This is a genomic window from Mesorhizobium sp. LjRoot246, assembly GCF_964254115.1.
In the GTDB taxonomy this organism is placed as follows: Bacteria; Pseudomonadota; Alphaproteobacteria; order Rhizobiales; family Rhizobiaceae; genus Mesorhizobium.
On the sequence record NZ_CAXUSN020000001.1, the window covers coordinates 1,233,339 to 1,258,053 of the forward strand.

The following is a 24,715-nucleotide window of genomic DNA, read 5'->3' on the forward strand; positions in this document are numbered from 1 at the left end:
ATCCCGAGATGTCCCTGAAACATTGACGCTGGACCTTGGTGGCGCCGTTCAAGCCACCAGGAGACAGCCATGAACAAGCTCTCGATGACCCGCCGCGCCTTCGTCACATCCGCCAGCGCCGTTGGCCTGGCCGGCGTATCGAGCTTGGCGCTGCCCTACTATTCGCGCGCCAATCAGCGGCCCTCTTTCACCCATGGCGTCCAGTCGGGCGATGTCGACGCCACCAGCGGCATGGTGTGGACGCGCACCGACCGTCCATCGCGCGTCATGTTCGAGGTGTCGTCGACGGAGAATTTCGCCAATGCGACGCGGCTGGCGCCGCTCGATACGTCGCCGGCCAGCGACTACACGGTCAAGCGGCTGCTCACCGACCTCGCTTCCGACCAGGACATCTTCTACCGCATGACATCAGCCGACCTCTCCGACATCAACGCCGTTTCCGAGCCGATCATCGGCCGCTTCAGGACGGCGCCGGCCTCGAAGCGCGACATCCGCTTCGCATGGTCGGGCGACACCGCCGGCCAGGGCTGGGGGATCGACGAGACCGGCATGAAGACCTACGCCACGATCGGCAAGCATACGCCCGACTTCTTCCTGCATTCGGGCGACACCATCTATGCCGACGGTGCCATGAAGGACGAGGTCGACCTGCCCGGTGGCGGCAAGTGGAAGAACGTCGTGCTGATCGACGGCAAGCGCAAGGTCGCCGAGACACTGGACGAATACCGGGACCAGTGGAAATACAACATGATGGACAAGAACGTGCTCGGCCTGAGCGCCATCTGCCCGACCTTCTACCAGTGGGACGACCATGAGGTGCTGAACAACTGGTCGGATTCGAAGGATCTCAGCGCCGACAATCGCTACACGGAGAAGTCCATCCACGTGCTGGCGGCCCGTGCGGCACGCGCCTTCCATGAAATGACGACGATCCGCTACGAACCGTCCGAGCCCGGCCGCGTCTATCGCAAAATAGCCTACGGGCCGCTGCTCGACGTGTTCTTCCTCGACATGCGCTCCTATCGCGGCCCCAATGGTCCCGACATGCAGGACCAGATGACGCCGCAATCGCGCATACTGGGCGAACAGCAGACGAAATGGCTGAAGCGCGAACTGGCGAATTCGAAGGCGACCTGGAAAATCATTGCAGCCGACATGCCGCTCGGCCTCGTCGTGTGGGACGACGGCGCCAAGAAGGTTGGCGCCGAAGCGGTCAGCAATGGCGACAATGGCCTGCCAAAAGGGCGCGAGCTCGAGATCGCCGATCTGCTGCGCTTCATCAAGAATGCCGGCATCAGCAACACCGTCTGGCTGACCGCAGACGTGCATTATACCGCCGCGCACCACTACAGCCCGGACAAGGCGCAGTTCCAGGATTTCAATCCGTTCTGGGAATTCGTCTCAGGCCCGATCCATGCCGGCACGTTCGGCCCCAACGATTTCGACATGACGTTCGGCCCGGAACTGAAGTTCATCAAGGCGCCGAGCGCCGAGCAAGGCCAGAACCTGCCGCCGTCGGCCGGCCTGCAATTCTTCGGACTGGTCGATATTTCAGGCGCCAGCGAGCAGATGACGGTGCGGCTGATGGATCGCGACGACAACGAGCTCTACAAGGTGACGCTCGACCCGGTGCGGTCGGCGTAAGTTGCGGGAATGAACGAAACGCTGGCGGGACAGCGCCCCCCTCTGTCCTGCCGGACATCTCCCCCTCCAGGGGGGAGATTGGCAGTTGTCGTCGTCGCCCGTTCTGTAACGTTGGGAATTGGCGAAAGCCAATGCGGCATCTGATCTCCCTCCTTGAGGGGGAGATGCCCGGCAGGGCAGAGGGGGGCGCGAAGGATCGCGGCCGAAACGAATTTTGCGTATTTCGAGACCCGCGCCGTCAGGCTTAATCCGGGTAGCAGACCATCGGAATATTCGGCCAGACGGCGCTGTCGCAGTTGGCGGCGTCCTGCCGCTGCTTGAAGGCGGCGCTGACCGGGCCGGTCACCATCGGGTCGACGCCGTCGGGCGCGTCGGCGAAAATCTGCTCGGCCGACTGCGCATCGGGCGGCAAGGCAGGCCGTGATTCCTTCAGCGTCGCGGCCGACTGCGCGGCGTTGGCCGCCAGCAGGAGGGCGAAGGCAACGGACGCGATGAGCGGCCAAAATCGGTTGAGTTTATCGGTCATGACGTTCGAACTGCCCGGGTCCCGAAAGGTTCCCGCCTTGGTTAACAAAATCATCTCACACGCAGATGCTTAAGATTTGATGAGTATTTGGTGTGGCGCCTCCTCTTTCGCAACTGCGAAAAACCCTGTATGAGCCGCGCAACCGAAAGAGGCAGCGCCTTTGGCCTGCTGCCTGCAACGCTTCCGAGACCAGAACATGAAAATTCGTAATATCGCGATCATCGCGCACGTCGACCATGGAAAGACCACCCTGGTCGACCAGCTTTTGAAGCAGTCCGGCTCCTTCCGGGACAACCAGCGCGTCGCCGAGCGCGCCATGGATTCCAACGACCTCGAAAAGGAACGCGGCATCACCATCCTGGCCAAGGCGACCTCGGTCGACTGGAAGGATACCCGCATCAACATCGTCGACACCCCTGGCCACGCCGATTTTGGCGGCGAGGTCGAACGCATCCTGTCGATGGTTGACTCAGCCATCGTGCTGGTCGATGCCGCAGAAGGCCCGATGCCGCAGACCAAGTTCGTCGTCGGCAAGGCGCTCAAGGTCGGGCTGAAGCCGATCGTCGTCATCAACAAGATCGACCGTCCGGACGCCCGCCATGTCGAGGTGGTCAACGAGGTGTTCGACCTGTTCGCGGCACTCGACGCCACCGACGAGCAGCTCGACTTCCCGATTCTGTACGGTTCAGGCCGCGATGGCTGGGTTTCGGAGAACCCGGAAGGGCCGAAGGACCAGCAGCTGGCGCCGCTATTCGACCTTGTCATCAAGCATGTGCCGGAGCCGACCGTGCATCCCGGCCCGTTTCGCATGATCGGCACCATCCTGGAAGCCAACCCGTTCCTCGGCCGTATCATCACCGGCCGCATCGAGAGCGGCACGTTGAAGGCCAACCAGCCGGTCAAGGTGCTGCATCATGACGGTACGCAGATCGAAACCGGCCGTATTTCCAAGATCCTCGCCTTCCGCGGCCTCGAGCGCCAGCCGATCGAAGAAGCCCAGGCGGGCGACATCGTCGCCATCGCCGGCCTGTCGAAGGGCACCGTCGCCGACACGTTCTGCGACCCGAGCGTGAGCGAGCCGCTGCATGCGCAGCCGATCGATCCGCCGACCGTGACGATGTCGTTCCTGGTCAACGACAGTCCGTTGGCGGGCACCGAAGGCGACAAGGTGACCAGCCGCGTCATCCGCGACCGCCTGCTGCGCGAGGCCGAAGGCAATGTCGCGCTGAAGATCGAGGAATCGCCGGACAAGGATTCGTTCTTCGTCTCGGGCCGCGGCGAATTGCAGCTGGCCGTGCTGATCGAGACGATGCGCCGCGAAGGTTTCGAGATTGCCGTGTCGCGTCCGCGCGTCGTCATGCAGAAGGGCGAGAACGGCGAATTGCTGGAGCCGGTCGAAGAAGTCGTCATCGACGTCGACGAGGAGCATGCCGGCATCGTCGTGCAGAAGATGTCGGAGCGCAAGGCCGAGATGGTCGAGCTGCGTCCCTCGGGCGGCAACCGCCAGCGCATCGTCTTCCACGCTCCGACCCGCGGCCTGATCGGCTACCAGTCGGAACTTTTGACCGACACGCGCGGCACCGCCGTGATGAACCGGCTCTTCCATGCCTATGAGCCTTACAAGGGCGAGTTGCCCGGCCGCACCAACGGCGTGCTGATTTCCAACGAGCAGGGCGAATCGGTCGCTTACGCCATGTGGAACCTCGAAGATCGCGGCCCGATGGTCATCGATCCCGGCGTCAAGGTGTATCAGGGCATGATCATCGGCATCCATTCCAGAGACAACGATCTCGAAGTGAACGTGCTCAAGGGCAAGAAGCTGACCAACATCCGCGCCGCCGGCAAGGACGAGGCGGTCAAGCTGACACCGCCGATCCGCATGACGCTGGAACGCGCGCTGGCCTGGATCCAGGACGACGAACTGGTCGAAGTGACGCCGAAGACCATTCGGCTGCGCAAGCTCTATCTCGACCCGAACGAGCGCAAACGCTTCGAGAAGTCGTCCAAGGTCGTCGGCGCGGCGTAAGCGTTCTATTTTTCCAACAACCGAGAGGGGCGGAGCAACCAGTTTCCGCCCCTTTTTCGTTCATCCGCCGGCAGCCGAGATGATGGTCTGCCGATCGGCCTCGCCCGACAGATCGATGCCGATCGTCATTCCCTCGCGGGCCGGCTTGCGCAGGGACTTCGCCCCATCCCGGCTAACAGTCAGCAATCGCTTCTCCCCCAGCGCCTGAAGCCTGGACCGCGAGATGCCGAGTTCGCCGGCGAGCAAACGGTCGAGCCGCAGCGATATCGGCATTTCGAGGCCGAGTTGGAGTTCCAACATGGTCGCGTCGTCGCTAGTGTCGCTGAAGCTCTGCTTGTGAACGGCGACATCGGGAAATTCCTCGATGCGTCCAACCTGGTTTCGCAATGCAACGATATCGAAGGCGTGGCGCCGGGCCAGCGCCGGATCGTTGCTTTCGAGCGCATGCAGCAGCGCCGGTTCGATGTCGCGGCGGTTGCAGCGCTCGAAAATGCCGAAATTCCAGGAATTGTCGCAGTCGACGCAGCGATAGATCAGCCAGACGTCAATGCGTTTGCCGTTGGCGTTGACGCGGAATTTCCCGCTGCTGCAATAGGCCTTCACAGTGCCGCAGCGATTGCAGTTGATGAGCGGTCGAGGTGGGGTTTTGGGCGCGATTGCCCAGTGGATACGCAGAAGTCCAGACATGCCGATAAGCCCTTCCCGTGGGGAAGTTCATCAGGCCGGCAATGTCGAGATGCCCATGCGGGCGCGGCGTGGCGAGAGGCTGCGGTTTTTGGAGATCAGGTGTCACGGGCAAAAGCCGCGCGACGCGGTTCAGCAGTGCCAAACCGGTCTCGAACCGCCGCCCAGAAGAACACGTGAAATGAAACAGACACCGCGAATGCGGTGTCATGCAGTGTGTCGGGGGAGTTGACGAGACCGGCGGTTACGTAGGCAAAGTGAAGCTCAAAATTGTTTCGCGGCAGCCTTTCTAGCCGCGAGACGCGGTGTCTACAAGGGACTTCGCAACCCTGGGTTCCTCGCCCCCACGGGAGTGGGGGAGAGGTGGCTCGGCGAAGCCGAGACGGAGAGGGGGAAGGGCTCGGCGTTCACAAGAATTCGGAGCAAACTCTCTAGCGCCGCAGGCCCCCTCTCCGACCGCTTCGCGGCCACCTCTCCCCCGCTTTGCGGGGGCGAGGAACCCAAGCCTTGGTATGTCAGTGCCAATGGTCCTTATCGGGTTGCCTTTGCCAGAGCCGCAGCTGTCGAGTATTTGTGGTTGATCGAGCCCTGACGCAGAGACCCTGGCCATGCACCTCACCTCGCTCCTGATCTTCGCCGCTGCTCTGTTCGTCGCCGCAGGCTCGCCCGGCCCATCGATCGCGGCGCTCGTCGCGCGCGTCATCTCGAAAGGGTTTCGCGATGTGTTCCCGTTCCTGCTCGCCATGTGGATCGGCGAGGGCATCTGGCTGTCGCTGGCGGTGTTTGGGCTGGCTGTGGTGGCGCAGACGTTCCACTTCGCCTTCGTCGTCGTGAAATGGGCCGGCGTTGCCTATCTCGGTTACCTCGCCTGGAAGATGTGGACGGCGCCTGTCGACGCGAAAGAGGGCGAGATGCCGCGCGAGGATTCGGCGGCAAAGCTGTTCTTCGCCGGCATGGCGGTGACGCTCGGCAATCCCAAGATCATGATGTTCTATCTGGCGCTGCTGCCGACCATCATCGACCTTGCTTCGGTCAGCATCATCGGCTGGGTCGAGCTGACGGCGACCATGGCCGTGGTGCTGGTCGCCATCGATCTCGCCTGGGTGCTCGCCGCCGCGCAGGCGCGCAAGCTGTTGAAGAGCAAGCGCGCCATGAAGATCGCCAATCGCATCAGCGCGACGACGATGGCCGGTGCGGCGGCCGCCATCGCGGCACGGTCCTGAGCCGGCCCGTCACATCATTTCAATGATCGGCGCGATCTCGACGCTGAAGGCCGGGTTCATCAGGATCGGGCAGTCCTTGGCTTTGGCGACGGCATCGTCGATGTCTTTCGCTTCGACGATCGTGTAGCCGGCGGTCGGATTGCTGCCGCCATTGTTCTCGACCTTGCCGCCGGGCAGCACCATCTTCGACATGCCGACCGGATTGCCGCCGTCGACCACGGCCGAGCCGAGCTTGCCGTACCAGCCGTTCCAGGCGTCCATTGAGGCCTTCCGCTCGGCCTCGTCGGTCGGCATCTTGCCCGAGCCATGATAGACGTAGAGATACTTCGCCATGTTCTCCTCCCTTGGTGAGCGGCATCGAACCGGCATGCGGTCATGCCGCCTGCCGATCATCGGACCAAACCGGCAAACAAGCAACGAGAATGCGACACTGCTAATATAACGCCCGGTCTGGCCCTAGCCGCATTCCGTCACCGCGCCATGGCGTGGTATTCGTCGTTCGGCCGCATGTCGATTGCCGCGGCCACCCGGTTCGACATGTTGAAGAAGGCCGCGGTCGAGGCGATGTCCCAGATGTCGCGGTCGGTGAAGCCGGCCTTGCGAAGGGTGGCCCGGTCGGTCTCGACGATCTTGGCCGGTTCTTCGGTCAGCTTGACGGCGAATTCGAGCATTGCGGTCTGCCTGGGCGAAAGATCGGCGGCGCGGAAATTCATCACCATCATTTCGCCGAGCGCCGGGTCGCCGGACAGCTGACGCACCGCCGCGCCGTGCGCGGTCAGGCAATAATAGCAATGGTTGATCGAGGAGACGGCGACCGCGATCATCTCGCGTTCCAGCTTCGACAGGCCGGAATCACCTAGCATCAAATCGTTGTACATGTCGGTGAAGGCGCGCAGCTTCTTGTCGTCGAAGGCGTAGGCCTCGAGCACATTTGGGACGAGGCCGAGCTTCTCCTCGCATTTGGCGAAATAGGTTTTTGTCGCCTCGCTCAGCTCTCCCTGGCCAAGGTCGAGCGCGGTGATTTTGCCGGTCATGGGGTCATTTCTCCTCGTTGGGCGATGTCTTATTGCCGAATTCCGATATTTCTTTGCAAGCCGTCAAACCTTTGTCGCCAAACAGCGGTCATCTGCTACCATAGTCGTAAAAGCATTGACGGGAGGGAACTGCGTCATGGCCAGCGTGAAATCCGCGAGCAAGCCGAAGAAAAAAATCACGGCAGCGACAAAAGCGGAGGAAAGGCCAGCCAGGCTTGCCGACTATCTGCTCGCCCGCGCGCCGGCCGAGGACATCGCCGCCTATGACGTGGCCGACCTCGAACGCGCCGCCGATCTCGCCGGCCGTGCGGTTGCCGTTCACAAGAAAGGCGAGTGCGTCGTCGCCGTCGATGCCGATTCGGGCGTTGTCCGGGACGGCCGCCCGATGACGGTCATCACGGTCGTCAACGACAACATGCCGTTCCTGTTCGATTCCATCCTCGGCGAGGTCACCGAGACCGCTGGCGAGCCGACCCTGGTCACCCATCCGGTCATCGTGGTGCGCCACGGCAAAGGCGGTGTGGACGAAATCCTCGGCGACGGTAATTTCGCCAAGGACGATGGCAGCCACGACCGGCTCAGCGTCATTCATGCCCATATCCCGAGGCTGACCGCGGAGCAGGCGAGTGGATTGACCGAGCGGCTGCGCAAGATGCTCGGTCAGGTCCACGCCGCCGTCCATGACTGGAAGCCGATGCTGGCCCGCCTCGATCAGGCGATTTCCGAGTTCCGCTATTCGGCCGTGCCGCTCGACAAGAAGAGCGTTGCCGAAGCGATCGCCTTCCTGGAGTGGCTGCGCGACGACAATTTCACCTTCCTCGGCATGCGCGAGTTCAAATATACCGGCGGCGAGGAAAGCGGCACGCTGGAGCGCGCCGAAAAGCCCGGTCTCGGCATCCTGTCCGATCCCGACGTGCTGGTGCTGCGGCGCGGCACCGAAGCGGTGACGACGACACCGGAAATCCGCGCCTTCCTGCATGGGCCGGAGCCGCTGATCGTCACCAAGGCCAATGCCAAATCTTCCGTGCACCGCCGCATCTATCTCGATTACATCGGCGTCAAGACCTACACCGCCAAGGGCACGCTCGCGGGCGAATTGCGCATCGTCGGCCTGTTCACCTCGACAGCCTACACGCGCTCGGTGATGAAGATCCCGTACCTCAGGTCCAAGGCCGAAACCATCATCGCCAAGTCCGGCTTCGACCGGCACGATCATTCCGGCAAGGCGCTGATCAACGTGCTGGAAAGCTATCCGCGCGACGAGCTGTTCCAGGTGCCGGTGCCGATCCTGAGGAAGCATGCCGCCGCCATTCTCGGCCTGGTGGAGCGGCCGCGGGTGCGGGCACTGGTGCGCGCCGACCAGTTCGACCGCTTCGTGTCGATCCTCGTTTTCGTGCCGCGCGACCGTTATGACAGCGTCGTGCGCGAGAAGATCGGCTCCTATCTGAAAACCGTGTTCGAAGGCCGGCTGTCGGCCTACTACCCGGCCTTCCCTGAAGGCGGTCTGGCGCGCGTGCATTTCATCATCGGCCGCTCCGGCGGCAAGACGCCGAAGGTCGAGCAAGCGACGATCGAGGCGGCGATCCGCGACATCGTGCGCACCTGGGAGGATGCCCTTTCCGATGCCGCGGAGGCCAATGGCGCCGACCCGGCGTTGAAGAGCATCGCCGCGCGGCTGCCGGAAAGCTACCGCGATTCGTTCAGCGCGGCGGTGGCGCTGGCCGATGCCGGACGCATCGCCAAGATCAGCGCCGGCAATCCGATCGCCATCGACTATTATCGCCATGCCGAGCAGAAGCCGCACCAGGCGTCACTGAAGATCTATCACCACGGCAGTCCGGTGGCGCTGTCGCGACGGGTGCCGGTCCTGGAAAACATCGGCTTCCGCGTCATCAGCGAGCGCACCTTCGAGGTAGGCGACGAACAATCCGGCCGGGTCTTCATCCACGACATGGAGTTGGAGAACAGCTACGGCAAGCCGATCGACTTGACTGACGGCGGCGCGCTATTCGAAGACGCGTTCCTGTCCGTCTGGCGCGGCGACGTCGACAATGACGGCTATAACGGCCTCGCCCAGACCGCCGGCCTGTGGTCTGATGAGATCACCGTCCTGCGCGCCTATGGCCGCTATCTGCAGCAGGTCGGCATCCCGCAAAGCCAGGATTTCATCGCCGCCGCGCTCAACCGCTATCCCGACATCGCGCGCGGCCTGCATGCGCTGTTCGTCGCCCGGCTTGGCCCGACGGCCGAGACGGAAGGCGTCGTGGCCGCCAAACACCTCAAGGCCAAGATCAAGGATGCGCTGGAAGACGTTCCCAACATCGATGACGACACCATCATCCGGCGCTACCTCAATCTGATCGAAGCCTCGCTGCGCACCAATCATTTCGTTGCCGATACGAAAGAGAAAGGCCAGTCGCTGGCGATCAAGCTCGATTCGCATGCGGTCGAGGGACTGCCGGCGCCGCGGCCGTGGCGGGAGATCTTCGTCTACGGCTCCCAGGTCGAAGGCCTGCATCTGCGCTTCGGTCCGGTGGCACGTGGCGGCCTGCGCTGGTCTGACCGCGCCCAGGACTACCGCACCGAGGTGCTAGGACTGGTCAAGGCGCAGCAGGTCAAGAATGCCGTCATCGTGCCGGTTGGTGCCAAGGGCGGCTTCTATCCGAAGCAGCTGCCGATGAGCGCCGGCCGCGACGCGATCTTCGAGGCCGGCACGTCGGCATACAAGAACTTCGTCTCCAGCCTGCTGTCGATCACCGACAATATCGGCCTCGACGGCGTCATCCCGCCGGCCGGCGTTATCAGGCGCGACCCGGACGATCCGTACTTCGTCGTTGCCGCCGACAAGGGCACTGCAACCTTCTCCGACACTGCCAACGCGATCTCGGAGAAGCACGGCTTCTGGCTCGACGACGCCTTCGCCAGCGGCGGCTCGGCCGGCTACGATCACAAGAAGATGGGCATCACCGCCAAGGGCGCCTGGGAAGCGGTCAAGCGGCATTTCCGCGAGATCAATCGCGATATCCAGACCTCTTCCTTCACCGTCGTCGGTGTCGGCGACATGTCGGGCGACGTGTTCGGCAATGGCATGCTGTTGTCGCCGAAGACCATGCTGATTGCCGCCTTCGACCATCGCGACATCTTCATCGATCCCGATCCGGACATGGCGGCGTCGATGGCCGAGCGCGAGCGCATGTTCGCCCTGCCGCGTTCGAGCTGGCAGGACTATGACAAGACGAAACTGTCGGAAGGCGGCATCATCGTCTCGCGCAACCAGAAGTCGATCACCTTGCCGGCGGCAGCGGCGGCAGCGATCGGCTTGGCCAAGACGACAGCCACGCCGGTCGAGATCATGACTGCGATCCTCAAGGCGCCGGTCGATCTTCTGTGGTTCGGCGGCATCGGCACCTATTTGCGGGCATCGACCGAGACCAACGCCGAGGTCGGCGACCGCGCCAACGATGCCATCCGCATCACAGCGCTCGACGTGCGTGCCAAGGTGATCGGGGAGGGCGCCAATCTCGGCGTGACGCAGCGGGCACGCATCGAGTTCGGCATGAATGGCGGCCGTTGCAATTCCGACGCCATCGACAATTCGGGCGGCGTCAACTGCTCCGACGTCGAGGTCAACATCAAGATCGCGCTGGCGTCCGCCATGCGCAAGGCATCGTTGACGCGTCCGGCACGCAACAAGCTGCTGGCCGAGATGACCGAGGAGGTCGGTTCGCTCGTGCTGTCCAACAACTACCAGCAGACACTGGCGCTCTCGATCGCCCGCAAGCGCGGCCTTGCTGACATTGCACATCAAAGCCGCTTCATGACCGCGCTGGAGGCGCGCGGCCTGCTCGACCGCGCTGTGGAGACGCTGCCGTCGCCGGCGGCACTTGCCGAGCGCGAGGCGCGCGGCGAACCGCTGACCAGGGCCGAGCTCGGCGTGTTGCTCGCCTATGCCAAGATCGTGCTGTTTTCCGACATCGTCGCAAGCGACGTGCCGGATGACGCGCATTTCGACCGCGACCTGATGGGCTATTTCCCCGACCGGATGGTGAAAAAATACGCCGCCGAAATCCATGGCCATCGGCTGCGCCGCGAGATCATTGCCCGGGTCGTCGCCAACGATCTGGTCAATCGCGGCGGCCCGTCCTTCGTCAACCGGCTGCAGGAAGCCACCGGGCGCACCGCTGCCGACGTGGTGCGGACGTTCGCGGTGGTGCGCGACGGTTTTGCCTTGCCGGCGCTCTATCGCGAGATCGACGCGCTCGACAACCAGATCGACGGCCAGGTGCAGCTCGATCTCTATCAGATGGTCAGCCGGCTGATCTATGTGACCAGCGGCTGGTATCTGAAGAACGATGCCCGCACGGCACCGCTTGGCCAGCGCATCGCCGAACTGCAGGAAGCCCGCAAGGCGCTGGAGCCCAAGCTCGTTTCGCTGCTGCCGGCCTTCTCGCGGGAGCGGATCGAGGAGAAGCGGCACGGACTGTTCAAGAGCGGCGCGCCGGAAAGGCTGGCCGGGCAGTTGGCGCTGAGCGAGGTGGCGGAACTTATCCCCGACATCGCGCTGACGGCGCGCACGGCCGGCGCCGACATCGTCGCCGCGGCCAAGGCATTCTTCGCGGTCAGCGACGCCTTCCGCATCCCGCGTGTCGAGGATGCGGCACGCTCGATCACCCCCTCGGACTATTACGATCAACTGGCGCTGTCGCGCGCCACCGACACGATCGGCGCGGCGCGGCGCGGTATAGCGGTGGCGGCACTGACCGGCCACGCCGGGGCGCCGGACCCGGTGGCGGCCTGGCTGGAAGCCGGCGGCGAGCGGGTGGCGCGCATCCGCGAACGGCTGCAGGCGCTGACCGAAGGCGGTGACATCACCGTGTCGCGGCTGTCGGTGGCGTCTGGGCTGATGAGCGATCTGACGGGGATGTGAGTCGCCGCTTGGCGCCGGACCCCCACCCGGACCTTCGGTCCGACCTCCCCACAAGGGGGAGGTAGGGGTTGGCGCCCCTTGCTGCCGTTTACCCGGAAATGAAGGCTGGCAAGCCAATAGCCGGCGGCGTGACTCTTGTTCGTTTGCATGACCATCGGAAAACATGCAGACATGGCGCCAACCGCCAGCGACTTGAAGGCGAGTGGAGGGGATATGACCGAGATGGCAGTGCAGCGTACGTCCGGACGCTGCATCTGGGGATGGATGTTCTTCGACTGGGCGGCGCAGCCGTTCTTCACCGTCGTCACCACCTTCATCTTCGGCCCCTATTTCGTTTCGCGCATGGCGAACGATCCAGTCACGGGCCAGGCGGTCTGGGGCTACGGCATCGCAGCCGCCGGGCTGGTCATCGCCGTGCTGTCGCCGATCCTCGGATCAATCGCCGACCAGACCGGACCGCGCAAGCCATGGATCGCGTTCTTTGCCGCGATAAAAATCACCAGTCTTTTCCTGCTTTGGTTCGCCGCGCCCGGCTCCAACCTGTTCCTCATCGTGGCGTTGTTTTCACTGGCATCGGTGGCGGCGGAATTCTCCACTGTATTCAACGATTCGATGATGCCGCGCCTGGTTCCGAAAAGTGAAATCGGCAGGGTCTCCAACATCGCCTGGGGCCTCGGCTATCTCGGCGGCATGATCGCGCTGATCTTTGTCGTCACGTGTCTGGCGGGTTCGCCAGAGACGGGCAAGACGATCATCGGTATCGACCCGCTGTTCGGGCTCGACCCGATACTCGGCGAGGACGCGCGCGCAACAGGGCCGCTGTCCGCCGGCTGGTATTTCCTGTTCATCCTGCCGATGTTCTTCTTCACGCCGGACGCCATCAAGGGCATCCCGATCGGGCCGGCGGTGCGCGAAGGCCTGTCGGAGCTGAAATCGACGCTGGCCGAGGTACGCCAGCGAGGCGGCATCTTCCGCTTCCTGGTCGCCCGCATGATCTATCAGGATGGCGTCAACGCCTTGCTGGCCCTGGGCGGCACGTTCGCGGCGGCGATGTTCCACTGGTCGATTACCGAGATCGGCATGTTCGGCATCATCCTCAACGTCGTCGCCATCTTCGGCTGCTGGGTTGCCGCGCGCCTGGACACCGCGCTCGGTTCCAAGGCGGTGGTGATGATTGCGCTGGTCATGCTGTCGGTCGCCACAATCGGCGTCGTCTCGACCGGCCCGGGCTTCACGCTGCTCGGCCTGATCCAGTTTTCGACTGTCGATTCGGGCGGCCTGTTCGGCACGGCCGCCGAAAAAGCCTACATCCTATACGGCCTGTTGATCGGGCTGGCCTTCGGACCGGTGCAGGCGTCGTCGCGCTCCTACATGGCGCGCAGCGTCACGGCGGCGGAATCCGGCCGCTATTTCGGCATCTACGCTCTGGCCGGACGAGCAACCAGCTTTCTGGCGCCGTTCCTGGTGGCGACGATCACCGCGGTCAGCGGCTCGGCACGGCTCGGCATGGCGGCAATCATCCTGTTCCTGGCCATTGGCATGGCGATCCTGATCAGGACGCCGTATCCGGCGGACCAGCCGGTGGAGTAGAGACGTTCGATAATTCTACTCCGCTGGCCGCCTGACGCGGGTTTCTGCGCTTCCGGTGCTCACGGACTTGAATGTCCGCTCCGCTCCGGTTCTCGAAACCCACGCCATCCGACTCAGCGGAGCGAATTCTCGAAACGCCTCTATGCCGGGCTAGTGCCGGAAATGCCTGATCCCTGTAAACACCATGGCGATGCCGTGTTCGTCGGCGGCGGCGATGACGTCCTCGTCGCGCATCGAGCCGCCGGGTTGGATGACGGCGGTCGCGCCGGCCTCGATCGCCGACAGCAATCCGTCGGCGAAGGGGAAGAAGGCATCGGAAGCCACGACCGAGCCCTTGGTCAGCGGCTCTGCCTGACCCGCCGCCTCGGCCGCGTCGAGCGCCTTGCGGGCAGCGATGCGTGAGGAATCGACGCGGCTCATCTGGCCAGCGCCGATGCCGACGGTGGCGCCGTCCTTGACGTAGACGATGGCGTTGGACTTGACGTGCTTGGCGATGCGGAAGGCGAATTTCAGGTCGGCCATTTCAGCCCGCGTCGGCGCGCGCTTGGTCACCACCTTCAGTTCGAGATCGTCGACGACGGCGTTGTCGCGGCCCTGGACGAGCATGCCGCCGGCGACGGATTTGACGGTCGTGCCTGGCGTGCGCGGGTCCGGCAGGCCGCCGGTGACCAGCAGGCGCAGGTTCTTCTTCGCCGCGACGATTGCCGCTGCCTCGTCGGTCGCGCCGGGCGCGATGATCACCTCGGTGAAGGTTTTTACGATCTCTTGCGCCGCCTCGGCGTCGAGAGTGCGGTTGACGGCGACGATGCCGCCGAAGGCCGAAACCGGATCACAGGCCAGCGCCTTGGCGTAGGCGGCCTTCAAAGAGGTATCTTCGGCGACACCGCACGGATTGGCGTGCTTAATGATGGCGACGGCGGCGGAGCGGTCGGGATCGAATTCGCCGACCAGTTCGAAGGCGGCGTCGGTGTCGTTGATGTTGTTGTAGGAAAGCTGCTTGCCCTGCAGTTGGCGCGCCGTGGCGACGCCCGGCCGCTTGTCGCCGTCGACGTAGAAGCCGGCGCCCTGGTGCGGGTTCTCGCCGTAGCGCATCACCTCGACCAGCTTGCCGCCAAAGGCGCGCCATGTCGGGTGTTCGATCTCCAGCGCCTCGGCGAACCAGCCCGAGATCGCCGCGTCATAGCTGGCGGTGCGGGCAAAGGCCTTGGCCGCCAGCTTCTTGCGGAAATCCAGCGACAACGAGCCGATGTTCATCTCCAGCGCGTTCAGCACCGAGACGTAGTCGCCGGGATCAGTGACGATGGCGACATAGGCGTGGTTCTTGGCCGAGGCGCGGATCATCGCCGGCCCGCCAATGTCGATGTTCTCGACGATCGCGGCATAGTCGGCACCGGAGCGGCGAACCTCCTCGAACGGATAGAGATTGGAGACGACGAGATCGATCGGCTCGATGCCGTATTTGCGCATGGCCGCGGCATGTTCCGGGTCGTCGCGCACGCCAAGCAGCGCGCCATGCACGCTGGGATGCAAGGTCTTGACCCTGCCATCCATGATTTCGGGAAAGCCGGTGATCTCGGAGACGTCGCGTACCGCCAGGCCCGCCTCGGTGATCGCCTTTGCCGTACCGCCGGTCGAGACCAGCTCGACACCCGCCGCTGCCAGCGCCCTGGCGAAATCGATGAGGCCGGTCTTGTCGAAAACGGAGAGCAAGGCGCGACGCACGGGAACGAGGTCGGGTGCGGGAATGTTCTTGGCGGCGACGGCCATGGGCTGGCGGCCTTTCACGACTGGTGTGATGGATGCCCGCGCCCGTAGCACATGCCGCCCGGAAATCAAACCGGCGGTCAGGTGGGGCAAGGCAACGAACTCGGGTTAACGGGTTCCCTTCGGAGCTTTCGCCGGCGCGTAGGCTGACAGAGCATTAAACGAAAAACCCGCCTGTGCGGCGGGTCATTGGCGCAAATAAGCACCATAGGTAAAAATGTACCATAGCTGACGTCATGGAGTCAAGAAAAAATTCCTACCGTGAAAGCTGCCCGGCAAAAAAGCTGCCGACACCGCCGAACTGGCTGTCGTCAGGCCTTTTGTTAACCTGAGTTCGAAAGCCCTGTCAGGTGGGGTCAGTTGTTTTCCGGGTAGCCGGCGATGCTGGTGCGCGTCAGCTGCCAGTGGACCTCAGCGACTTCCGAGGCCTTGAAGGCAAGCACGATCTGGCGGCTGCGGCGCGGGCCGCCAAGACCGGCGAAATAGATCGATTCCTCGACCTCCGGCACCACTTCGGCCGATGTGAACACCCAGGTGTCAGCCTGATCGGCGGTCAGGACCAGACGATTATGCTCGTCCTGCAGCAGGTGGATGTCGGGATGGACGTGGAAGCGGACGGTGACGAAGTCGCGGCCGTTGTTGCGGATCGCTGCATTGCCGGGCCGCTGGAAACGGTCCCTGCCGGCCAGCACATTGCCGTTCGCCGACAGTTTCAGCTCGCGCTCATGCAGGAAGCCGAAGCGCGGGACATAGCCATCATGGCGGGCGATGAACCCCTGAACGCCCTTCTGGTCGGTGCGCTTGCACTGCACATGCTGCGGGCCGCCGATCAGCGGCGAACCGAGCAGGTCGTTGACGCGCAGCGAATGGCTGAAGCGTGCCGACGAGGTGTCGTTGATGGTGGCGGTCGAGTGCGCGGCGGTGGCGCGCGCCAGCGGCCGGAATTCAGCCGCGCCATAGGTGTCGATGCCGGCGTTGACGATGTAGTGCTGGCGCCCGGACGACAGTTCGAAGGCGAGGCAGCTGGCATGCGCTGCGTTGGACACGTCGACCGGCGGCGGCAGGCCGGTGTCGGCAATGATCGTGGTGCCACCCATCGACAGGCGCTCATAACCGGAATGCGGTGCATGCAGCAGCGGCGCGCCGGCGGTATCGTCGTGACGCAGGATGGTGGCGATGCGGTCGTGGATGGTGGCGCCCATGCCGTTGAAGCGGGCAAGGCTGCCGTCCTGATGGCGGAAGAAGCGCAGCGCCGGCAGCATGCGGTCGATGGCGCCGATCAGCGCCTGCGGCGGCGTTTCCGCCTGGTTGGCATAGGTCTGGCGCAGCGGCAGAAGGTCGGCGAGGATTTCCAGGACGACCATCGGATTGCGCGAAATGTGGCCGCCGTCGGCGAGGATCTGGCGGTCGAGTTCCTCGGCAAGGTTGCGCGTCGCGCCGCGCAGCGCCGATGCCGGCGCCGGCAGGGACAAGGCGGCGAAGGCAAGCGCGATGCGGGCACGCAGCCTGTCCTTGCCGTCGGGCATTTCGCGCGCCATCGACCTGAGGTAGCGGATCTGCATGGCAACCGACTTCAGGAAGGCGCGGTAGAAGGGGAATTCGGCACCCTGCAGCACGATGGAGGAGTGCTGCAGCCAGGCGATGATGCGCTTGGCCGTCGTGCCGGGCTCCCAGGCGATGCCGGAAATATGGCTGCCATGCATGGTGATCCAGTCGGAGACCAGGGCGCGGGCATTGGCGGCGGCGAGCTCGGTGCCGGCGGCGCGCATGTGCCGCAGCCAACGAAAGCCGTGCAGCGTCTTCTGCCAGCCATGATTGGGCACATTGATCTGGAAGGGCGACTTGCCGCCGGTTTCGACCAGATGCCCCGACAGCGGATAGCGGCCGTAGTAGATTTCGAGCGCGATCTGCGGATCGGCGAGGCGCAGGTCCGGCGGTGCGATCAGCACACGTTCGGGCGTGCGGCCGGAATAGCGCCAGCGATAGACCGGCCCGGCACGCAGGCGCCGGCGCGTTTTGCGCCAGAACTCCTTCGCGACAAGCGTCCACAGACGCGTCGTGCTGCTGGCAGCAAGTGCCAAAACCCCTCCTGATCGTCCGCTTCCCCAGCGTCGAGTTTACATGATTGAGCGACTCGTGCGAAGGCGAATTCCACGGGACGGCGCCGGTTCATCCGGCCTTGGCCCCGACCTTCCCTAAAAAAGTGAGTAAATCCAGTCGGTTAAATCTCAAAGCGCGTCGCGGTGCGGCGCGCTTCAGGGTTCTGCTTATGCATGTCGTTGTCCCAAAACCGCTGCGCACTTTTGGGCGACATGCATTAGCCGGCTCTACGCATGCGGGCGGCGAAGAAACCATCGAGACCGGAAATCCCGGGCGACCCAAGGTCAAGGTCGGCGGGCGTGGTGCGCAGCGTGCCTTGCGGCGTCAGGAACGGATCGATGCCGGCGATCTCGCCCTGCCGCAGCGGATCGTTGGCTATTCCAGCCGTGCCGGCCAGAAAGGCGGCATAGAGGTCCTCGCCCTCGAGCGGGTCGAGCGAACAGTTGGAGAAGACGATCCTGCCGCCGGGTTTCACCAGCGTGACGGCACGGGCGAGCAGCCTGCGTTGCAGGTCGGCCAGTTTCTCGATATCGGCCGCCGTCTTGGTCCATGGCACGTCGGGATGCCGCCGCACAGTGCCGGTCGAGGAGCAGGGCGCGTCGAGGAGAACGGCGTCGAACAAATCCTTCGGCTCGTATTTGAGCAGGTCGGCCTGGACGATGTCGGCGGACAGGCCGAGACGCTCGAGATTCTGCGTCAGCCGCACCAGCCGGTTCTTCGAGGTGTCGACGGCGGTGACCTTGGCGCCGGCGAGAATGAGCTGCGCGGTCTTGCCGCCGGGGGCCGCGCAGAGATCGGCGACGCGCAATCCGCTGACATCGCCGAACAGGCGCGCCGGCAGACTGGCCGCGGCGTCCTGCACCCACCAGGCGCCGTCGGCAAAGCCTGGCAGTTCGGTGACGGGACCGACAAGGTTTTGCACCCGAATCGTGCCGGTCGGCAGGACGATGCCGCCGAGCCTTTCGGCCCACAGATCGGGATCGGCCTTGACCGAGAAGTCGACCGGCGCCTCGACGCGATGGGCGGCCAGGGTCTGTCTTGCCTTCTCGGTGCCATAAGTGGCCTTCAGCCGGTCGGAAAACCATTTGGGGGCTTCGTCGGTGGCGGCAAGGGCGGCAGGCAATTCCGTTTCCTTGGCGCGCGCGAGCGTGCGCAGCACGCCATTGACGAGACCTGAGAAGCGCACCGTACGCGGATCGGACTTGGCATGGGTCACCGCGAGGTCGACGGCGGCGCTGTCGGGAATGTCGAGGAACAGGATCTGCGCCGCCGCCACATGCAATATGTGCGACAAAGCGGTGGCGTTGGGCGGCAGCGGCTTTTCCAGGCGCCGCGCCAGCAGCCCCGATATGGTCATGCGGTAGCGCAGCGCGGTGACCAGAATGGCGCGGACCAGGCCGCGATCGCGCAGGTCGAGCGCCTTGTACTGCGGGTGGCCGTTCTCGTGGTCGGTCAGCCCGTCAAGCGGTGTCCTGGCGTCGATGACGGCGGCAAGCAGCCGCGCCGCCGCTTTGCGGGCGGCAAGGCCGGCAACGAAGTCGCCGCCGTCCCTGTGTTCCTGATCGCCTGAAACCGTGCGTCGAGATCCTCTGTCCGCCACGCTCACGACCACCGGCCCTTAGGCCCGGTCGGGTTGCGACCCCATAGGTTGGATTTAGGCTTGGCGGGCTCCGTCGGCTGCTCGGCCCGTGCGGCCTCGCCCCACGGGCCGGATGGCCGCTGTTCGTCCGCCTGCCGTGGCGTCGGAGCCTGGCGCGGGGCGGCCTGGGTTTCACTGCCTTGCATCTGCCGTGCCATCGCCTGCAAGGCAGCGATACGGTTCTCTGTGGCAGGGTGGGTGGAAAACAGACTGTCCATGCGCTCGCCGGAAAGAGGATTGATGATGAAGAGATGCGCGGTTGCCGGATTGCGCTCGGCATCGGGGTTGCGGATGCGTTCGGCGCCGCGGGCGATCTTGTCAAGGGCCGATGCCAGCCAGAGCGGGTGTCCACAGATTTCGGCGCCGCGCCGGTCCGCCTCATATTCGCGGGTTCGGCTGACCGCCATCTGCACGACCATCGCGGCAAAGGGTGCGACGATCATCGCCACCAGCACGCCGACAAAGCCGAACGGGTTGTTGTTGTCGCGGCTGCCGCCGAAGAAGAGGGCGAAATTGCCGAGCATCGAGATGGCGCCGGCAAGGGTGGCGACGATCGTCATGGTCAGCGTGTCGCGGTGCTGCACATGGGCGAGTTCGTGCGCCATGACGGCTGCGACTTCTTCAGGCGTCAGCGCCTGCAACAGGCCAGTGGAGGCGGCGACCGCCGCGTTCTGCGGGTTGCGGCCGGTGGCGAAGGCGTTCGGCTGCGGATTGTCGATCAGGTAGGTCTTCGGCATCGGCAGGCCGGCCTGTTTGGCCAGCGACTGAACGATGGCGTAGTATTCGGGCGCGTTCTTCTCGTCGACCTCGACGGCACGGTTCATCGACAGCACCATCTTGTCGGCATTCCAGTAGCTGAACAGATTGGTGCCGGCGGCGATCAGCAGCGCGATCATCATGCCGCCGGTTCCGCCGATCAAAAAGCCGACGCCCATGAACAGCGCGGTCATCGCGGCAAGCAGCATGGCGGTGCGGATGGTGTTCATCGTCTGCTCCTGTCCGGGGGATAGCGAAAAGGGGTCGATCGGCGTGGGTTCATGGCTATATGATGGGAAACGCCAGTTCCTGTTTCAATTGACTGGGCTCAATCAGCCGAGATTATCGCATGACCGACGAAATCAGTAAAACAGGCGCCGCTCCTGCCGAAGCGGCATCGCAAAGAGAGCTGACGCCGGCCGCACGCCGTGCGTTGGCCGAGGCCGCGGCGCGGCGGAAAGACTACCGCGAGAAGGAAGCCGCGCTGCCGAAGGAGATCGGCGGCCGCGGCGGCAAGGAGCCTGGGCGCTACGGCGACTGGGAGGTAAAGGGCCTGACCAGCGACTTCTAAGGGTGCGGTTGGTATTCAGGTGATGCCGGTCTGCAAACGGCGGCTTCCTGCGCTTCCGGCCTTCGCCGGCCGAAGCAGTCGTGAGTGGCCGTTTCGGGTAAGGCTACGGCCGGCGTAGGCCGGTGCTCACGTACTTAAAGTACGCTCCGCTCCGGTTCTCGGAAACCGCCATTTTCGACTCGGCCTGACCTGAATCTCAACACACCCTTGGCTAGGCTGCGTTGCGCTGCGGCTCGAGTGCGATCCAGCCGCGCTCGTCGACGGTGATGCCGACGCCGTCGTAACCTGCGATCGCGGCATGCTGGGTTGGCACCGGATGCTTGTGCGTGGCGTTGATGACCATGACCGCCGCGCCCGCCGCCTCGGCTGCCGTGATGCCAGCCGGAGCGTCCTCAAACACGAGGCAGTCGCGCGCATCGAAGCCCAACCGTTCTGCGCCGAGCCGGAAGCAATCGGGCGCCGGCTTGCCGCGGGAAACATCTTCCGCCGCGACGAGAACGGCCGGGACAGGGATGCCGGCGGCCTGCATACGCAACAGCGCCAGTTCGCGCGGCGCGGAGGTCACGATCGCCCAGCGTTCGGGCGGCAGCGAATTGAGAAATGCCGCTGCGCCGGCGATCTGGAGAATCCCGTCGATATCGGCCGCCTCGGCCTTCAGCAGCAGATCGGCCTCGTGTGCCGGGTCGACGCCTGGGAGTGCCAGGCCGGTGATGGTCTCGATCGCCCGCACGCCATGGATCGTTGGCAGGAAAGCGGCGACGTCCAGGCCCTGGCGAAGCGCCCAATCGCTCCAGACCCGTTCCGCCGAGGCGATGGAATTGATGAGCGTGCCGTCCATGTCGAAGAGGAAGGCCGCGAATTTTCTGCCTGAGTACATGATTTTCCTTGAGTCCGGGGGAGCGCTTGTGGCGTTGCCGAACCTAACGTCTCGACCAGGGCAGGGGAAGACAGGTGACGGGCTTTTCCATCCGGCCGAGGGGAACCACGACATCCCTCGCCGCGTTTGAACTGTTTCCACGACGATCGAAGGGGGACCGCGATGCTGATCCGGCTCGGCTATGAAATCGCCATAGAATGCACCGCGGCCACCCCGGTGATTTCGATGCTCGAGATCCACAAGGACAGGCAGGCCGACATCAAGCGGCAGACACGCGTGCTGACATCGCCTGCCGTGTCGACCAGGCTCTACCAAGATCTGCATGGCAATGCCTGCCGCCGGTTCACGGCGCCCGCCGGCGGCTTTCGCATCCTTTACGATGCGGTCATCGAGGACAGCGGCGAGACGGACGAAGTCAACACGCTGGCCGGGGAGGTGCCGGTGGCGGAACTGCCCGACGAGGTGCTCTTCTATCTCCTGGGCAGCCGTTACTGCGAGACGGATCATCTGAGTGACCTGGCTTGGGAGCGCTTCGAGGACATCCCGCCCGGCTGGGCGCGCGTGCAGGCCATCGTCGACTATGTCCACAACCGGCTGTCGTTCGGCTATGGCTATGCGCGCTCGACCCGCACCGCGGCACAGGCGCATGAGGAGCGCGTCGGGGTCTGCCGCGACTTCGCCCATCTGGCGATCACGCTGTGCCGCTGCATGAACATTCCGGCCCGCTATGTGAACGGCTACCTCGGTGATATCGGCGTACCGGCCGATCCGGCGCCGATGGACTTTTCGGCGTGGCTGGAAGTGTTCCTCGACGGCAATTGGTACACGTTCGATCCTCGCCACAACATGCCGAGAATCGGTCGTATCGTCATCGCGCGCGGCCGCGACGCCACCGACGTGCCGCTGCTGCACAGCTTCGGCCCGCACCGGCTCAGCCTGTTCAAGGTGTGGACCTACGAACAGGAAGGCAATCTGTTCAACCCACCCTATCGCGGCATCGACAGGACCATCAGCGCGCGGATGCTGGCTTAAAGGTATGTCGATATTCAGGTGAGGCCGGCCTGCAAACGACGGCTTTCTGCGCTTCCGGTGCTCACGGACCCGATGTCCGCTCCGCTCCGGTTCTCGAAAGCCATCATTTTCGACTCGGCCTGACCTGAATCTCAACACACCTTGAGGCACGTCGCCCGAAGGTGATCCCAGTTTTCAAACGTGATGCGCTTTGGTCTTTCGGTGCCGGGAGGCGTCGGATCCGACCATTTCGTGTCCTGCAATCTCGGGACAGCTGGTTCGCTTCGGCACACAAGCCCTGTGCCGCAACAGGACGTCATCGGGCGTACCGCGATCCTGGGATCAGATGATGGTAAGCGGTTTGTAAAACAAAGCCGCAGCTGTGTCTTTCTGTTTACCAATCATTCACCTTTGTGAAGCTTGAAACCAAACAAAAACAATGAGTTATTACTGAGTGGCTGGCTCTCCGGCGCGCGGCGGCATTATCCGGCGGGAATCCTGCATTGCCCTGTCCGCGGCGACGAGGCCGAGGCAAGCGGAGGCTGTAGGATGCGGAATTACGGGGGTCTTGTTCACGCGGTCGGCGGCTTCGCCAGAGATCGCGGTGGAAATTTCGCGGTCCTGTTCGGCCTTAGCGCCTCGGTCTTGGCGCTGGCTGTCGGCTTCTCGGTCAACGTATCGCAGCTCTACAATGCCAGATCGAGCCTCCAGAGCGTGGTCGATGCCGCGGTCACGTCGACGGCACGCGACCTGACAACGGGTGCCACCAACGAGGCCGATGCCAACACATCGGTTCAGGCTTTTCTCGACGCCAACAGCCAGGCTGGCATCCTGCAAGCCAACCAGATCGTGCTCGACAGGCTGACTGTCAACAGGACCGCCAAGACGGTCCAGGCAGACGCCCATGTCGATGTCGCGCTGTACTTTCCGATTTTCGGCACGGGCGACATGAAACGCGTCACCGCTTCCACAACGGCGCTCTATTCGGACAAGACCGTCGAAGTGGCGATGATGCTCGACATAACAGGATCGATGAGGCCGCAGGGCAAGGTCGACAAAATCGGCGATCTGAAAGCTGCTGCAAAAAATGCCGTTCGGACGATGCTGCAGAACCAGGATCCGAAGAACCCCCGCATCCGCGTCGCGATTGTGCCTTACGCATCTGGCGTCAACGCCGGCAAGCTGGCGGAAAACATCTATGCCGAGAAGCAAGGCAGTTCTGAGCTGCCACCGGTCGCCGGCAGTCCGCTTCTCGTCGCCAAGACGGGCAAAAATCTGCTGCCTTCCTTCAGCGACTACATCTCCATTGTCGGCGCGGCGATGCCACGCCCCGACAATTGCGGCACGGAGCGCAAGGACAAGAACGGCAATGCGGATTTGAGCGCCGACGGCCCAGACACGGTTCGCACCGACAGGACCGGCAAGAAATACTATGCCCTGGTCAACCGGGACGATCATCTCGGCGAGGGCATGAACAGGTGCCCTGATGCGGAAGTGATCCCACTGACCGCCGATTCCGATGCATTGCTTGATTCTATCGAGGACTTCCAGGCCGATGGCTACACGGCCGGCGCGATAGCCATCCAATGGACCTATTATATGCTGTCGCCGCAATGGCGCACTGCGATCAGGAATGCAGGTCTTGGCAAGGGCGCCTCGGATGCCGATCCGAAGAAGATCGCCAAGGTCGCGATCCTGATGACCGATGGCCAGTTCAATACCGCCTTCGCCGGTGCTGGGGACAGCTACAACAGGCAGGGCAACCTTGCGCGCGGCAACGCCGAAACGCTGTGCGGCAACATGAAAAATGACGGCATCGAGATTTTCACCATCGGCTTCGATCTGGACGACAAGGACATGTCGGCACCCGAGCGAGACCAGGCAAAGGCGGTGCTGAAGGACTGTTCGTCGAAGGACACCTCCGCCGCCAAGAAACATTTCTTCGACGTGTCCACCGGAGCCGAATTGGACGACGCCTTTCAGGAAATCATTCGCAACACCGAAAAGGTCGCATTGACCCAGTAATCCGCAAACGGAAAAGGCCGCCGCTTCTTTCGAAGCCGGCGGCCTTCCGTGTTTCCGTCCGTGACGCGGCCCTATGGCGATGACCTATGAGGTCAGCCGCCGCGCATCTCGCGCCTTAACGGGAAGACTGCTTCCCGAAAGTGCAATCCGCTGAGGCCACGTTCTGGAAAACGAAATCACTCGACATCGGATCACCTCCTTTCGATTTGTTGAACACATGCTCATGATGGGGTGCGTCGCAACAAAAGACAAGGCGCAGGTCTGAAATTAGCCAACAACCAGGCTTCGTGCGAGCCGGCTTGCGATTGCCCGGCCGGC

17 protein-coding genes are annotated in these 24,715 nt (G+C 63.7%); 8 read left to right on the forward strand and 9 right to left on the reverse strand.

Annotated elements, in window-relative coordinates:
• The first annotated feature begins 69 nt into the window (after nt 1–69).
• Nucleotides 70–1,644, forward strand: coding sequence for an alkaline phosphatase D family protein (locus ACSQ3L_RS05815; protein WP_436159082.1), 1,575 nt, complete (start codon nt 70–72; stop codon nt 1,642–1,644).
• A 244-nt stretch (nt 1,645–1,888) separates the two neighbouring features.
• Here the strand turns inward: ACSQ3L_RS05815 and ACSQ3L_RS05820 are convergent, their stop codons facing one another.
• Complete coding sequence (locus tag ACSQ3L_RS05820; protein ID WP_436159083.1) at nt 1,889–2,170, reverse strand: hypothetical protein; 282 nt, start codon at nt 2,168–2,170, stop codon at nt 1,889–1,891.
• A gap of 196 nt (nt 2,171–2,366) precedes the next feature.
• Between ACSQ3L_RS05820 and typA the strand changes: the two genes are divergently transcribed.
• Nucleotides 2,367–4,196, forward strand: coding sequence for a translational GTPase TypA (gene typA, locus ACSQ3L_RS05825; protein ID WP_436159084.1), 1,830 nt, complete (start codon nt 2,367–2,369; stop codon nt 4,194–4,196).
• Between the two features lie 60 nt (nt 4,197–4,256).
• Here typA and ACSQ3L_RS05830 read toward each other — a convergent pair whose 3' ends face one another.
• Nucleotides 4,257–4,883 carry a DUF1062 domain-containing protein gene (locus ACSQ3L_RS05830; RefSeq protein WP_436159085.1) on the reverse strand — a complete coding sequence of 209 codons (627 nt, stop codon included), beginning with the start codon at nt 4,881–4,883 and terminating at the stop codon, nt 4,257–4,259.
• 605 nt (nt 4,884–5,488) lie between these two features.
• Between ACSQ3L_RS05830 and ACSQ3L_RS05835 the strand changes: the two genes are divergently transcribed.
• Nucleotides 5,489–6,103: a LysE family translocator gene (locus ACSQ3L_RS05835; protein ID WP_436159086.1), complete on the forward strand. Its 615-nt coding sequence runs from the start codon at nt 5,489–5,491 to the stop codon at nt 6,101–6,103.
• A gap of 9 nt (nt 6,104–6,112) precedes the next feature.
• Here the strand turns inward: ACSQ3L_RS05835 and ACSQ3L_RS05840 are convergent, their stop codons facing one another.
• Nucleotides 6,113–6,436, reverse strand: coding sequence for a hypothetical protein (locus ACSQ3L_RS05840; protein ID WP_436159087.1), 324 nt, complete (start codon nt 6,434–6,436; stop codon nt 6,113–6,115).
• 137 nt (nt 6,437–6,573) lie between these two features.
• The gene (locus tag ACSQ3L_RS05845; RefSeq protein WP_436159088.1) at nt 6,574–7,137 is read right to left on the reverse strand and encodes a peroxidase-related enzyme; all 564 of its coding nucleotides are present in this window, start codon (nt 7,135–7,137) and stop codon (nt 6,574–6,576) included.
• Nucleotides 7,138–7,273: 136 nt separating this feature from the next.
• Here ACSQ3L_RS05845 and ACSQ3L_RS05850 point away from each other — a divergent pair, with 136 nt between their 5' ends.
• Together ACSQ3L_RS05850 and ACSQ3L_RS05855 are read left to right on the forward strand one after the other, a co-directional pair.
• Complete coding sequence (locus tag ACSQ3L_RS05850) at nt 7,274–12,064, forward strand: NAD-glutamate dehydrogenase (RefSeq protein WP_436159089.1); 4,791 nt, start codon at nt 7,274–7,276, stop codon at nt 12,062–12,064.
• 213 nt (nt 12,065–12,277) lie between these two features.
• Complete coding sequence (locus ACSQ3L_RS05855; protein ID WP_436159090.1) at nt 12,278–13,654, forward strand: MFS transporter; 1,377 nt, start codon at nt 12,278–12,280, stop codon at nt 13,652–13,654.
• Between the two features lie 150 nt (nt 13,655–13,804).
• Here the strand turns inward: ACSQ3L_RS05855 and purH are convergent, their stop codons facing one another.
• The 4 genes from purH to htpX form a co-directional block, all read right to left on the reverse strand.
• On the reverse strand, nt 13,805–15,421 hold the full coding sequence (purH, locus tag ACSQ3L_RS05860) for a bifunctional phosphoribosylaminoimidazolecarboxamide formyltransferase/IMP cyclohydrolase (RefSeq protein WP_436159091.1): 1,617 nt from the start codon (nt 15,419–15,421) through the stop codon (nt 13,805–13,807).
• Nucleotides 15,422–15,774: 353 nt separating this feature from the next.
• Entirely contained in the window at nt 15,775–17,499 is a 1,725-nt protein-coding gene (locus ACSQ3L_RS05865) for a heparinase II/III family protein (protein WP_436159092.1), read from the reverse strand.
• Between the two features lie 236 nt (nt 17,500–17,735).
• Entirely contained in the window at nt 17,736–19,124 is a 1,389-nt protein-coding gene (locus tag ACSQ3L_RS05870; RefSeq protein WP_436159093.1) for an RsmB/NOP family class I SAM-dependent RNA methyltransferase, read from the reverse strand.
• Nucleotides 19,121–20,143, reverse strand: a complete 1,023-nt coding sequence (gene htpX, locus ACSQ3L_RS05875; protein ID WP_436159094.1) for a zinc metalloprotease HtpX — start codon at nt 20,141–20,143, stop codon at nt 19,121–19,123. Before htpX ends, ACSQ3L_RS05870 begins: the two co-directional genes overlap by 4 nt.
• A gap of 119 nt (nt 20,144–20,262) precedes the next feature.
• Here htpX and ACSQ3L_RS05880 point away from each other — a divergent pair, with 119 nt between their 5' ends.
• The gene (locus ACSQ3L_RS05880) at nt 20,263–20,484 is read left to right on the forward strand and encodes a DUF1674 domain-containing protein (RefSeq protein WP_436159095.1); all 222 of its coding nucleotides are present in this window, start codon (nt 20,263–20,265) and stop codon (nt 20,482–20,484) included.
• 211 nt (nt 20,485–20,695) lie between these two features.
• On the opposite strand, the gene ACSQ3L_RS05885 is transcribed toward ACSQ3L_RS05880, so the two are convergent.
• Nucleotides 20,696–21,361, reverse strand: a complete 666-nt coding sequence (locus ACSQ3L_RS05885) for an HAD-IA family hydrolase (RefSeq protein ID WP_436159096.1) — start codon at nt 21,359–21,361, stop codon at nt 20,696–20,698.
• A gap of 162 nt (nt 21,362–21,523) precedes the next feature.
• Between ACSQ3L_RS05885 and ACSQ3L_RS05890 the strand changes: the two genes are divergently transcribed.
• Together ACSQ3L_RS05890 and ACSQ3L_RS05895 are read left to right on the forward strand one after the other, a co-directional pair.
• Nucleotides 21,524–22,393, forward strand: a complete 870-nt coding sequence (locus ACSQ3L_RS05890) for a transglutaminase-like domain-containing protein (protein ID WP_436159097.1) — start codon at nt 21,524–21,526, stop codon at nt 22,391–22,393.
• Nucleotides 22,394–22,921: 528 nt separating this feature from the next.
• The gene (locus ACSQ3L_RS05895) at nt 22,922–24,397 is read left to right on the forward strand and encodes a pilus assembly protein TadG-related protein (protein WP_436159098.1); all 1,476 of its coding nucleotides are present in this window, start codon (nt 22,922–22,924) and stop codon (nt 24,395–24,397) included.
• Nucleotides 24,398–24,715: the final 318 nt, after the last annotated feature.